Source organism: Nitratireductor pacificus pht-3B (assembly GCF_000300335.1).
GTDB lineage: Bacteria > Pseudomonadota > Alphaproteobacteria > Rhizobiales > Rhizobiaceae > Nitratireductor > Nitratireductor pacificus.
In genome coordinates this window covers 101293-114084 of the sequence record NZ_AMRM01000017.1, presented here as the reverse complement: position 1 = coordinate 114084, position 12792 = coordinate 101293, and the positions used below count along the sequence as shown (strand labels likewise).

10 protein-coding genes are annotated in these 12792 nt (G+C 65.3%); 8 read left to right on the top strand and 2 right to left on the bottom strand.

Annotated elements, in window-relative coordinates; all coding sequences use genetic code 11:
* The coding region (locus NA2_RS15405; protein ID WP_008597933.1) for a DUF2239 family protein at positions 1-205 on the bottom strand (205 nt) is incomplete at its 3' end.
* 155 nt (positions 206-360) lie between these two features.
* On the opposite strand from NA2_RS15405, the gene NA2_RS15400 reads away from it, so the two are divergent.
* The 8 genes from NA2_RS15400 (at position 361) to NA2_RS15365 (ending at position 12414) form a co-directional block, all read left to right on the top strand.
* Positions 361-879, top strand: a complete 519-nt coding sequence (locus NA2_RS15400) for a SixA phosphatase family protein (protein ID WP_008597932.1) — start codon at positions 361-363, stop codon at positions 877-879.
* Positions 880-1176: 297 nt separating this feature from the next.
* Positions 1177-4245: an autotransporter outer membrane beta-barrel domain-containing protein gene (locus NA2_RS15395; protein WP_008597931.1), complete on the top strand. Its 3069-nt coding sequence runs from the start codon at positions 1177-1179 to the stop codon at positions 4243-4245.
* A 153-nt stretch (positions 4246-4398) separates the two neighbouring features.
* Positions 4399-4920: a hypothetical protein gene (locus NA2_RS15390; protein WP_008597930.1), complete on the top strand. Its 522-nt coding sequence runs from the start codon at positions 4399-4401 to the stop codon at positions 4918-4920.
* An 87-nt stretch (positions 4921-5007) separates the two neighbouring features.
* On the top strand, positions 5008-7869 hold the full coding sequence (uvrB, locus tag NA2_RS15385; protein WP_008597929.1) for an excinuclease ABC subunit UvrB: 2862 nt from the start codon (positions 5008-5010) through the stop codon (positions 7867-7869).
* A 150-nt stretch (positions 7870-8019) separates the two neighbouring features.
* A complete protein-coding gene (locus NA2_RS15380; protein ID WP_008597928.1) occupies positions 8020-8307 on the top strand; it encodes a GIY-YIG nuclease family protein in 288 nt (95 codons plus the stop codon).
* Positions 8308-9151: 844 nt separating this feature from the next.
* Positions 9152-10759, top strand: coding sequence for an AAA family ATPase (locus NA2_RS15375; protein WP_008597927.1), 1608 nt, complete (start codon positions 9152-9154; stop codon positions 10757-10759).
* 874 nt (positions 10760-11633) lie between these two features.
* A complete protein-coding gene (locus NA2_RS15370; RefSeq protein ID WP_008597926.1) occupies positions 11634-12008 on the top strand; it encodes a hypothetical protein in 375 nt (124 codons plus the stop codon).
* Between the two features lie 184 nt (positions 12009-12192).
* The gene (locus NA2_RS15365; RefSeq protein ID WP_157188255.1) at positions 12193-12414 is read left to right on the top strand and encodes a hypothetical protein; all 222 of its coding nucleotides are present in this window, start codon (positions 12193-12195) and stop codon (positions 12412-12414) included.
* Positions 12415-12509: 95 nt separating this feature from the next.
* On the opposite strand, the gene NA2_RS15360 is transcribed toward NA2_RS15365, so the two are convergent.
* Positions 12510-12743, bottom strand: coding sequence for a hypothetical protein (locus NA2_RS15360; protein ID WP_040678132.1), 234 nt, complete (start codon positions 12741-12743; stop codon positions 12510-12512).
* Positions 12744-12792: the final 49 nt, after the last annotated feature.

Sequence of the window (12792 nt, the reverse complement as noted above, 5' to 3'; positions counted from 1 at the left end):
GGGTGGGCGGCGGGGCCAGCCTGGCGGCGACCTCGGCTTCGCTGCCGGTCAAGTCGAAGTCGGTCTGCCGGCCGCTGGCGTCGTCGAAGATCAGCACGTCGGCCGCGGGCAGGGTTTCGAGAAGGGCGCGCACGGCCAGCGCGACGTCGGCGGCAGGTCCGCTCGCCAGGCGTCGCCGGCCGTGAAAGGCGGTGTAGGTGGTCATGGTCGTCTCCGTGAAGTTGCATTGCTTTTACCCGGGTATAATATTTCTGTCAATATATCCGGGTAAAATCATGCGGCGGTAGAGCGTGTGGCCCGCCCACGTGCCGCGTGCTATCCGCAATGGCCTTTTCAAGGCCGGTCGGGAGGAGACGACGCATGAGAGAGATCATCCTGCTGCGCCATGCGAAATCGAGCTGGGACGATCCCACGCTGGGGGATTTCGACCGGCCGCTCGCACCGCGCGGCCGGCGCGCCGCGCCGCTGATGGGGCATGCCATGGCGGAGCGCGGCCTGGTTCCGGACCATGTGCTGGTCTCCTCGGCGCGCCGCGCGCAGCAGACCTGGCGTCTGGTCGCCGTCGAACTCGGTCTGGAGGTCGTCGATGCCAGGCTCGACCCCGGCCTCTACATGGCGTCGCCCGAGCGCCTGCTCGCGGCGCTGCGCGACGCTCCGCCCGAGGCGGCGCGCGTGCTCCTTGTCGGCCACAATCCGGGCCTTGCGGAGCTGGCCGCAGCACTCGCCGGGCCGGGGTCCGACGAGGCGGCGCTCGACCGGATGAACAGGAAGTTTCCCAGCGGGGCGCTGGCCCGCTTCGCTTTCGGGGGCGCGTGGCGGCATCTCGATTCCGGCGCGGCCCGCCTCGTGAACTTCCTGCGGCCGAAGGAGCTCGCCTGACACGGAGCGGGTCGGCGACGCCGGGAAGGAGCGGACGGGCGAACGCGCTGCATGGAAATTCTTGCCTGCGTCCGCCGGCATGTTCCGCATCTTTATGGAACATTCTGTTTCCAAGAATTCCAATCATGAAAAATGATTTTTAATTAGCCGAATTGTTCGGTATTTAGGTACTCCTATCGTGCTGCAGTCCGTCACCTGTGGCGGACGCGACGCCAGGGCATCGGGGGAATCATGAAGCTTCGTCATTGCGCTTCGTTACGCAGCGGTTCCAGTCTTGCGGGCGGGGGCTTGCGGTCCATGCTTCTCGCCGGCGTTTCGGCGCTGGTGGTGAGCCTTGCCACGGATCCGGCAGCCGCCCAGACCGTGTGGCAGGGCGGTACCGGTTCCTGGAACGATGCCGGCAACTGGAGCGCCGGCGTACCCGATGGATTGTCGATCGTGCAGATGGAGAATGCCGCGACCGCGGGAACGCCGGCATTGCTCGACACCGGCGCCGGGGCGGCGTCCTCGATCCACATGGGCATGGGCAACAGCGCTGTGGTCAGCGGCGCGAGCACGCGACTGGACGTGACGGATCTCATCAGCATCGCCAGGCAGGGAACGGCGTCCGAAACCAGTTTTCTCGTCCAGTCCGGCGCGAGGGTCACCGCCAGGCGCGTCTTCGTGGGCGATGGCCCCGGACCGGGATTGCTCTTGGTGACCGGAGCGGGATCGAGCCTGAGCGTCGCACCGAGCGGGGGCATCTTGGAACGCTTCCTCGTCGGCGGTCTGGGCAGCGGCCGGCTGGTCATCGCTGATGGCGGTGCGGTCAATGTCGGCGGATCGCAGGTGCTCGAGCTGGGCTATAGCGATACCAGTCCTGCCGGGCAGTTGGCCATCGGCGCAGGCGGCGATGCGGGCACCCTCAGCGCCGTCGAGGTGCGCATGAGCAATGCCGTCTCGAACGTCCTGTTCGACGTTGCGACGGACAGTGGCTTCAACACCAGGATCACCGGTAGCGGCTATCTGCGCAAGACCGGTACCGGCACCGTCACGCTGACGGGCATGAACACCTATACGGGCGCGACGATCATCGATCAGGGCACGCTGGCGCTGTCCGGGCAGGGACGCGTCAATGCGTCGAGCGGGGTCGAGGTGACCGGCACCTTCGACGTTTCCGCCGCTTCCGCTCCCGGGGTCACCGCGCTGACGGGCACCGGCTCCGTCGTGCTTGGCGCAAAATACCTCGACATCAACAACGCCTCCGGGACCTTCTCCGGCGTCATCGACGGTAGCGGCGGCATCAATGTCAATGGCGGCACCCAGGTTCTGACGGGGGCCAACACCTATTGGGGGGGTACGGGCATCGGTGCGGGCGCGACCCTGCGTATCGGCGATGGCGGCGCCAGCGGCTCCGTTGAGGGCGACATCCTCGCCGATGGTAGTCTGATCTTCGACCGTTCGGATGCCTACACCCATGCCGGCATTATCGCCGGCAATGGCCCGGTCCGGGTCACCGGCGGCGGCACGCTTACCCTGACAGGCAGCAGCGGCTCCGGTGGCACCATCACCATCGACGCGGGCAACACGCTACGGCTGGGCATTGGCGGCACCAGCGGCTGGATCGGCGGCTCCGGCCTTTCCAGCGGCGGGATCACCAACAACGGCACGCTCGTCTATAACCGGTCGACCAACGTCACTTATCTTGGCCCGATCAGCGGATCGGGCGATCTCGTCAAGGAGGGCAGCGGTTCGCTGCGCCTGTCCGGCTGGCACACCTATACTGGCACCACGGATATCACCGCGGGTAAGCTCATCGTGGATGGAACGTTTGCCGGCCCGGGCCTGACGACCGTCCGCTCCGGCGCCGCGCTTGCCGGTACGGGCACTCTGGGCAGCACACGCGTCGAGACCGGCGCCGTCCATGGTCCGGGCAACTCGATAGGAACCCAGACCATAGCCGGCGACTACACGAACTACGGAACGCTGGCTATCGAGGTAACGCCTGCGGCGGCTGATCAGGTGATCGTGCAGGGCGCCGTTGACATCACTGGCGCCACATTGGCGCTGACCGGCACGCCGCTTTCCTCGTCGGACTGGCCGGTTCTCAACGGTCCCTACATCATCCTCGACAATCAGGGTGCCGGCGCGGTCACAGGCGCGTTTGCCACCGTCACGAACAACCTTCTGTTCCTCGACGAAACGGTCGATTACGCCGGCGGAGACGGCAACGACATCGCGCTCCAGCTCTTCCGCAACGACGTGTCCTTCGGCGATTTCGCCCATACGCCCAACCAGGCCGGCGTCAGCTCCGCCGTCGAGGCGCTGGGCGTCGGCACTCCGCTCTGGCTGGCGATCGTCGGCCTTGCCGATCCCGAAGCGGCGCGCCAGGCCTTCGACGCGCTTTCGGGCGAAGTGCATGCCTCCTTCCAGGGCGCGCTCGGCCGCAGCGGCGTGTTCCTGCGCAACGCCGCCAATGACCGCATCCGCACCGCCTTCGCAGCCGCCGGCACCGCCGCGCCGCTCGCCTACGGGCCGGCCGGCCGCGCTTCGGGCGAGGGCGGCCACGGTCTCTCCTTCTGGAGCGAGGCCTATGGCGCCTGGGCGGATGTGGACGGCGACGGCAACGCCGCCGCCATGGACCAGTCCGCCGGCGGGATGCTGTTCGGCGCCGATGCGCTGGCCGCCGGCTGGCGCGTCGGCCTGCTCGGCGGCTATGGGCAATCATCGCTCGACGTGGCGGGACGCGCCTCCTCGGCCGACAGCCGGGATTATCATCTGGGCCTCTATGCCGGCACGGAGATGGGCCGGCTCGGGATCCGGACCGGCCTCGGCTACACCTGGCACGATATCGAGACGGCGCGCGCCGTTTCCGCTGGCGGGTTCACCGACACGCTGCGCGCGGACTATGATGCCGGCACCTTCCAGGCCTTCGGCGAGGTCGGCTATCGCTTCGACCTGCCCGCCGCCAGCATCGAACCCTTCGCCAACCTGGCGCATGTGCGCCACCGCACCGGGGGCTTCACCGAGCAGGGTGGTGCCGCGGCGCTGACGGTGGAAGGCCAGACCATGGACACGAGTTTCGCCACGCTCGGCCTGCGTCTCGAAAGCACCTTCCAGTTCGCCTCGATGCAGGCGACGGCGAAGGCCATGCTCGGCTGGCAGCACGCCTTCGGCGATGTGACGCCCACTTCGGTCCACGCCTTCGCCGGCGGAACGGGCTTCACCGTCGCCGGCACGCCCATCGCCCGCGACACCGCGCTCATCGAGGCCGGGGTGGATTTCGACCTGACGTCGAAGGCGGTGCTCGGCATCTCCTATCGCGGCCAGATCGCCGGCGATGCGCGCCAGCACGGCGTCAACGGCATGCTGAGCGTCCGGTTCTGACCTCCTTGCAGCTGGGCAGGGGCGCCTGACGTCCGCATCGGCGTCGGGACCTGGAAGACGGAGCGGGGCTTGCCCGCTCCGGTCGCCGGCGCCGGCCGGAACCCGCCTTCGCGGGGGCTTTCCTTTGCAGTCAAGCGGCGTAAACTCCGGGCCATGCGCGCTGTTCTCGCCCTTCTCTGCCTTGCCTGCGCCAGCCTGCCGGCGCGGGCGGAATGGCGTCTCGAGAACGGCGTGGCCATGGCCACGCCGGACGGCGGCAACAGCAACATCACCCGTCTGCTGATCGAGTGCGGAACGCCGTTCAACCTCCTTGTCTATGCCTCGGGCGGTCCGGTCCTGCCGGTCGCGGGCGGTGGCGGCGAGGCGGACTATTTCTACCAGCCGCACCGGATCGAAGCGGAAATCGACGGTCAGCGCTTCCCGCTGGCCGCCGCCGGTTCCGACGACGCCGTGGTGCTGACGGGGCAGGGGGCGGAGGCCAACGGCTATCTTGCCGATCTCGACCGCGCCCTGCTCGACCTGCTGCGGCAGGGCCGCCACCTGACGCTCGCCTTCGACGTCACGCCGGAGCCGAACGCGGAGACCGATTCGCCCTTCGAGACATTCGCCCGCTTCTCGCTCGACGGCGCGGACCCCGTCATCGGATCGGCCCTGCGGGATTGCCCTGGCTCCTGACAGCCTTCTGTCAGGATCGGCCGGGACCGGCGGATTCGTCCCGGCGCACCCCTTTCCATTTGCCGCGGGCGGTTCCATATTCGCTCCATGGCCAAAACACCCGATCACAAGAATGGCGGCTTCGCCGAAGCCCCCCAGCCCGAGCTTTCGGGCACGCCGCTCTCCGGCTCGATCGCCGGTTGGGCCGACGAGATCGCGCGCGAGGCGGAGAAGCCCGCAAAGCCCCGGAAGGCGAAGATCCCCGAGCGTTCCGCCGCGGCCTCGAAGACGGCGCGCGGCACCTCCATGGGCGGGGCGGCCTCCGCCCGCGAGCGCGCCGCCGCCGGCCTGATGCCGGTCTCCGGCCTCGACGTCACGCTGGAGGAGGCCGAGGGCCTGACATCCTCCGGCGTCACCGCCACCGTGGCGGCGCTGTCAAAGCTGATCGAGGGCGGCGACCCGAACCTGAAATCAGCCTGGACGCCGCACCGCCCGGCGCGGCCGGAAAAATCCGAGGGCGGCATCGCGCTCAGGATGACGACCGAATTCGCGCCGTCCGGCGACCAGCCGACTGCCATCGCCGACCTCGTCTCCGGCGCCAGGGAGAACGAGCGCACGCAGGTGCTGCTCGGCGTCACCGGCTCGGGCAAGACCTTCACCATGGCCAAGGTGATCGAGGAGACGCAGCGCCCGGCGCTGGTGCTTGCCCCCAACAAGACGCTGGCCGCGCAGCTCTATGGCGAGTTCAAGTCCTTTTTCCCCGACAACGCGGTCGAGTATTTCGTCTCCTATTACGACTACTACCAGCCGGAGGCCTACGTCCCGCGCTCCGACACCTATATCGAGAAGGAATCCTCCATCAACGAGCAGATCGACCGCATGCGCCACTCGGCAACGCGCGCCCTGCTCGAGCGCGACGACGTCATCATCGTCGCCTCCGTCTCCTGCATCTACGGCATCGGTTCGGTCGAGACCTACACGGCCATGACCTTCCAGATGCAGATCGGCGACCGGCTCGACCAGCGCCAGCTTCTCGCCGACCTCGTCGCCCAGCAGTACAAGCGCCAGGACATCAACTTCGTGCGCGGCTCGTTTCGCGTGCGCGGCGACACGATCGAGATCTTCCCCGCCCACCTGGAGGACCGCGCCTGGCGCATCTCGCTGTTCGGCGACGAGATCGAGACGATCACCGAGTTCGACCCGCTGACCGGCCAGAAGACCGACGACCTGCAATCGGTCAAGATCTACGCCAATTCGCACTACGTCACGCCGCGCCCGACGCTCAACCAGGCGGTCAAGGGCATCACCGGCGAGCTGAAGCAGCGCCTCGCCGAGCTGGAACGCGCCGGCCGCCTGCTGGAGGCCCAGCGGCTCGAGCAGCGCACCCGCTTCGACCTCGAGATGCTGGAGGCCACCGGCTCCTGCGCCGGCATCGAGAATTATTCGCGCTATCTCACCGGCCGCGCGCCCGGCGAGCCACCGCCGACCCTGTTCGAATACATCCCCGACAATGCCCTCGTCTTCGTCGACGAGAGCCACGTCACCATCCCGCAGATCGGCGGCATGTATCGCGGCGACTTCCGCCGCAAGGCGACGCTTGCCGAATACGGCTTCCGCCTGCCATCCTGCATGGACAACCGGCCGCTGCGCTTCGAGGAATGGGACGCCATGCGTCCCGCCACCGTCGCCGTCTCGGCCACCCCCGGCAACTGGGAGATGGAGCAATCGGGCGGCGTCTTCGCCGAGCAGGTCATCCGCCCGACCGGCCTGATCGATCCGCCCGTCGAGGTGCGCCCGGCCAAGAGCCAGGTGGACGACGTGCTGGGCGAGATCCGCGCCACCACCGCCAGGGGCTACCGCACCCTCGTCACCGTGCTCACCAAGCGCATGGCCGAGGATTTGACCGAATATCTGCACGAGCAGGGCGTTCGCGTCCGCTACATGCATTCCGACATCGACACGCTGGAGCGCATCGAGATCCTGCGCGATCTGCGCCTCGGCGCCTTCGACGTGCTGGTCGGCATCAACCTCCTGCGCGAGGGCCTCGACATTCCCGAATGCGGCATGGTCGCCATCCTCGACGCCGACAAGGAAGGTTTTCTGCGCTCCGAAACCTCGCTGATCCAGACCATCGGCCGCGCCGCGCGCAATGTCGACGGCCGCGTCATCCTCTACGCCGACCAGGTCACCGGCTCGATGAGCCGCGCCATGGAGGAGACCAACCGCCGCCGCGAAAAGCAGCTCGAATACAACGCCGCCCACGGCATCACGCCCGAGAGCGTCAAGAAGAACATCGGCGACATTCTCGGCTCGGTCTACGAGCGCGACCATGTGCGCGCCGACATCGGCGGGGCCGGGGCGAAGGGCGAGGACCTGAACAACCTCGTCGGCAACAACCTCGCCGCCCATCTCGAGCATCTGGAAAAGGCGATGCGCGACGCCGCCGCCGATCTCGACTTCGAGGAGGCCGCCCGCCTGCGCGACGAGATCAAGCGCCTGCGCGAGACCGAGCTCGCCATCATGGACGACCCGCTCGCCCGCGACACGGGCGTCGACAACACCCAGCGCTCCCGCCGCGACAAGGCGCGCGGCCGCAAGGGACAGGGCGAAGGCGCCGGGCGCAAGCCGCTCTCCCCCCTTGAGGGGGAGATGCCCGGCAGGGCAGAGGGGGGGGCGCAGGAGCGCGACGGCTCGGCCTCGTCCCTGTTCCGCAAACCCGATCTCGACGAGATGGGCACCTCCGGCGCCCACGCGGTTCCTTCCGGCGGGGGGCTGTTCCGCAAGAACGATCTGGACGAGATGACCGTCGGCCGCACCGAGAAGCCGGTGCGCAAGCCCCTGCCGCAGAAGCCGGACGCCGCCGCCGCGCCCGTCCGGCGCGGCAAGATCGGCGTCGGCTCCTACGAGGACCCCGCCGACGAACGCCGCGCCAAGCGCCGCCCGGGCAAGACGGGACGGCCGGGGCGCTAATCGCCATCCCCGGCGTCATCCCGGAAGCCCGGCAGGGCTATCCGGGACCCATTGGAAGAACGCCATGGAGCGTGGCCCGATCCCTGCTTGGCCGACAGGAATGACGGGAGGGTCTTGTCTGATGCAACCATTGCGCGCATATTTCCGGTTATGGGCGGATATGTGTACATCCTCGCATCGCGCAAGAATGGGACGCTTTACACCGGCGTCACCAGCGATCTCGAGCAGCGCATGTGGGAGCACCGGGAGGGCATCACCGGCGGCTTCGTCAAGCGATACGGCGTTCACAGGCTCGTCTGGTACCGGGATTACGCTGATATTCGCGATGCCATAGAAGACGAAAAGCGCATCAAGCGCTGGCGCCGAAAATGGAAGCTGGAACTCATCGACGGGATCAATCCCGAGTGGGACGATCTCTACGACATCCTCAACCATTAGCCCCACATCATACCAGCACCTGCTTTGCGCAACGATGACGTTGCGTGGTGGCGCTTCCCCCAAATCCGTCATCCCGGCCGACCGTAGGGAGCGCCGGGACCCATTGAGATGCACGGCCGATCTCCGCAGAACGCGCCATCGGCGTTGCCGTGCGCCATGCCGAGAACCGGGCCGTGCTCCATGGCGCTCGTCCAATGGGTCCTGGATAGCCCTTCGGGCTTCCGGGATGACGCGCTGGGGGGCGGGATGGTGCTTACAGGCATGGCGCTTGCCGGCACCCAACTCACACGCCGCCACTGCCCCCGCCGGGACCCATTGAGATGCACGGCCGATCTCCGCAGAACGCGCCATCGGCGTTGCCGTGCGCCATGCCGAGAACCGGGCCGTGCTCCATGGCGCTCGTCCAATGGGTCCTGGATAGCCCTTCGGGCTTCCGGGATGACGCGCTGGGCGGCGCGCCGGCTTGCGGGGAAAGACAGCAGCCGGTTCCAGATGTCTCCATACGCGGCACGACGCACCGGCGCTTCGTCATCCTCGGGCTTGACCCGAGGATCCATGCCGCAACCTTGGAGCGCAGCGTCTGCTTCGCGCGTTCATCTCGACGTTCGTACCACTAGGCCGCGATCGTGAAAACTGCTGGGCCGCCACCGCGACGCCTATGTCTCAGATGGGGGTGGTTTGGGGACCGGCAGGTTTCGGGGCACTGGTCCTGCAAAACAGACATTGAGCGAGGCGGATGTATTCCGCGATGGATTTTTCGTTGCGACGGAAAGAGGTTTACTAATGTATTGTCGGTCTAGAGAATCGAAGACGTCCGCAACAAGATAACCGAGTTGTATCAGGTATGCGCATCAAGAAATTGCAGCTTAAGAACGGCTATAAACGTTTCCACGACCTCACAATAGATTTGGGCGATGACCCCGCCAGAATAGTAGCACTGGTGGGCCCCAACGGCTGCGGCAAGAGTAGCGTTCTCGACGGGCTTCTGTTTCACGCCGGGGCGTATGGGCAAGTCGGTGCAGGGAGCCGCCGGGACAATACCTATCACTCTATGATGGGTTTGCCATTGAGCCACGCGGACATCGACATTGAATTCACTACTGGAAAATACGATGCAGTCCGTGCGCTGAGGCAGCCTACCGGCAGGGAGAATACTATTTTCTCCTTTCGGAGTCCCTACCGCTACAACAGCAAACTGAAAATCAAAGAAACCAAATCGGTACCCGAAATCTGGCGCAATTCTTATGGCGCAGGAGACGCTTCAAGCCTCGATGCAAAAATGGAGGACAACTACAGACGGCTCTATGGCGCATACAATCGCTATCGAGATGACAACGACCTCAAGCCTAGCGAGGCAAAAGCTAAAATAATCGGCGACTTGAACGCTTCAATCAAGAAATGTCTTGATCTAGAGATATCGAGCATCGGTAACGTCGAGGGTGATCAAGGCACATTGTATTTCAAAAAGACCGACCACCCAAAGGATTTCGAATTCAATGTGCTATCCTCAGGAGAGAAAGAAGTAGTCGATCTGCTACTGGATCTCTATCTTAGGAAAGACGATTATTCGGAGACCATATTTCTTATCGATGAGCCTGAGTTGCACATAAACACTGCCATTCAAGGCAATCTCTTGGTGGAGATTGAACGGCTCGTTGGGCCGGAGTGTCAAATATGGCTCACCACACACAGCATCGGCTTTCTCAGGAAGCTGCAGACCACGATGCGAGATAAATGCCAGATCATCCAGTTCCGGCCCGAGTTCAATCTCGCATCCGAAGCGCATACGTTAAAGCCAGTGACGGTTGGCGCAGGAACTTGGCGCGATATCTTTGCAATCGCACTGGACGACTTAGCTCACCTGGTGAGTCCTTCGACGATCATTTACTGTGAGGGCCGCGCAGAATCAGGCCCAGGCGGACAAGAACGGGGCATGGATGCACAGGTGTTCAACAATATCTTCGCCAATTCTTATCCTGATGTACTTTTTACTTCAAGCGGTGGAAACACAGAACCTGACCAACGCAGTACGATAGCCATGGCCGTACTAAGCAAGGTTTTTCCTACGGTGGAGATTTGGGTCCTGAAGGATCGAGACATGGCGTCGGGGAAGGTCACTGATGAGAATGATCGCCAAATCTATCTTCGAACTAATTCAAACAACCATAGAGTTTTAAGGCGGTGGGAGATCGAGAACTATCTATATGACAAGGCAGTTCTGAAGAATTATTGCGAGTGTGAAGGGATTGAATTTGATGAGTCTAGATACGATGCTTTTGTAACCGATATTTTCGATCAAGATCTAAAATCGGATACGGCACGCATTAAGAAAATCTGCGGTATTAAAGGGAGTATAAACAACGATGTTTTCAAGGTAGAGTTATCTAGATACGTCAAGCCAAATATGACCGTGTATCGAGAGCTCGAAGACTGCATTTTTGCTCGAAAATGATAGATGTGGAGAATGTATGTTGGAGGTGGTCGGGCAAGATACTGCCTCTCACTACTTTTTACGGCGAGCACCTGATGAAGCCCGATCATCGATGTCTGTTTCTGTCTTTTGGCGAAGAACGCCGGATGACCGCAATGAGGTCGGAAGCAGTCATAGGCTTCGCTGGGCGGCTGAGCGACAGCTTTCACTGTTTGGAGGCAGCCTGCCTAGCGTCCGGGTCAAACCATCCAGTCAGATACACGTAGGGCAGTTTCCCTGTTTGGTCGCTGATAGATGCTCGCAACGCGGAGAAAGCCGGCCCCCATCCTCCCCGTCAACCCCCTGCAAACCCTGCCTTTCCCAATCCCGCCCAAAAAATCTCCCGCGATTTTATCCCCGCTTCCACAACCGCCCCCATAATCCCCGGACCGCCCTCGCGGGAACCCGGTCCGGACCGGGGGTCGGGGAGGGCGGCGGCAACCTCCCTCCCCGGGAAACGGTATCCGGGGACTTGTGAGGGCCCGCGACAGGCCGGAATTTCCGGCCGGCCGGACCGGCGTTCCCGCCGCAAGCGGGGATGAAGGGCCGGGCGGCCGGGATGCGGAGAAGCCGCGGGGGAGCGTGCCGGGCAGGCGTGGAAGCCGCGGGTCAGGACCCGGGGCGGAAGCGCCGGGCGCGGTGACGGTCCTTCATGACCGGCCGACCGGCGGGACAGCGGCCGGCGGGGCGCATGGGTCGCGCCATGCACATTTCCATCGAGAGGCACGGCCCATGCGCCCCGCTTCCCGGTGCTTCAATGGCCAGACGCTGCGGCGGGCGTGGCGCCGCCGGCGGCCGGGCTGGCCCCGGCGGACCCAGGTCGGCGCAGCCGGCGCCGACGGAGAAAGGACGGAGAATGACCGACACGGTGACGACCCATCTGAACGACATGGTGCTGGCGCTGGAGGCGGCATGCGAGACGCTGCCGGAGCGCGCGGTGCCGGTCGACCTCCTGTTCCGCCCGCCCGAATGGCCGCGCGACGAACTGCTGGTGATGTTCCGCTTCCTCGCCAACGAGATGGAGCTGCCGCGCCGCTGCTCCGGCCGGCGCTGCCGCCGCCTGGAGCGCTGCTGCGGCGGCCCTGGCCGGCACGACGCGTCCTACTGCCTGCCGCACTGGGACGCGGCGGCGATCGACCGGTTGCGGGCGGCCTCGGCCGCCGTGATGCTCTGCTGGATGCGGCGGAGCGCCGAGCATCACGCGCTGATGGGCGGGGAGACGCCCGCGTGACCGTCGATAACGGGAGTTTGCGCGGCGAAACAATTTGTTCCTGCGAGGGCGCGTCTTCCGGCGGCCGGAACGCCGCCCGGATGGCGTTGCGGCGATCGCCGGGCGCGGGGACGGGCGGTTGTCCTCGCCGGCGGGAATGCACTACGACATCGCGCCCGTCCACCGTCCGCCGCTGGGAGTTCTCATGAAAACTGTCCTCATCCTTCTCGCCGTCCTCGCCTTCGCGGCGCCCGTCCTCGTCTGGGCCGCGCTCGATTCGGCCATGTGCGGCCATGCCGGGCGCGTCCGTTGCGGCATCGGCCTGACCGATTTCATGGACGATGAATTCTTCATGATCGCGGCGCTGCCCTGGCTGCTGGCGGCGGCGCTCGGCCTGCTGGCGTGGCGGGTGGGGCGGAAGCGCTGAGACGCGCGGGATGCCGTCCGGCCCGGTCCGTGTTCCGGGGTGGTGTCGGGGCGGCGCGCCTTGCGCCGCAAGGGTTTCTTTCCGTGCGTTGCGGCCTAGGCGTCGAGCCGGGTCCCGCCGTCGAGGCCCGCCTGGACGAGGTTCAGCGGCATGCGCCGCCCGTCGGCCCAGGAGCGCATCACGTGGCCGGCGACCCGCTCGCGGGTCTTGCGGTCGGTTCGCCGCACGCCCAGCTCGCTGCACACCGCGTCGATGGCGTTGCGCATCGCCGTCATGTCGTCGGCATTGTATATGCCGGTACGGATATGTGGTACTCGGGACTTTGCCATCATCCGGCCCTCCTCTGCCGTGCGAAGCCGCGATGGGGTTTTTCTGCTC

Excerpts from the sequence above, each read along its gene's own strand:
- NA2_RS15370 (WP_008597926.1), top strand. The coding sequence starts at position 11,634 with ATGACCGACACGGTGACGACCCATCTGAACGACATGGTGCTGGCGCTG.
- NA2_RS15360 (WP_040678132.1), bottom strand. The coding sequence starts at position 12,743 with ATGGCAAAGTCCCGAGTACCACATATCCGTACCGGCATATACAATGCC.
- NA2_RS15375 (WP_008597927.1), top strand. The coding sequence starts at position 9,152 with ATGCGCATCAAGAAATTGCAGCTTAAGAACGGCTATAAACGTTTCCAC.
- NA2_RS15365 (WP_157188255.1), top strand. The coding sequence starts at position 12,193 with ATGAAAACTGTCCTCATCCTTCTCGCCGTCCTCGCCTTCGCGGCGCCC.
- NA2_RS15380 (WP_008597928.1), top strand. The coding sequence starts at position 8,020 with ATGGGCGGATATGTGTACATCCTCGCATCGCGCAAGAATGGGACGCTT.
- NA2_RS15395 (WP_008597931.1), top strand. The coding sequence starts at position 1,177 with ATGCTTCTCGCCGGCGTTTCGGCGCTGGTGGTGAGCCTTGCCACGGAT.
- NA2_RS15400 (WP_008597932.1), top strand. The coding sequence starts at position 361 with ATGAGAGAGATCATCCTGCTGCGCCATGCGAAATCGAGCTGGGACGAT.
- NA2_RS15390 (WP_008597930.1), top strand. The coding sequence starts at position 4,399 with ATGCGCGCTGTTCTCGCCCTTCTCTGCCTTGCCTGCGCCAGCCTGCCG.
- uvrB (WP_008597929.1), top strand. The coding sequence starts at position 5,008 with ATGGCCAAAACACCCGATCACAAGAATGGCGGCTTCGCCGAAGCCCCC.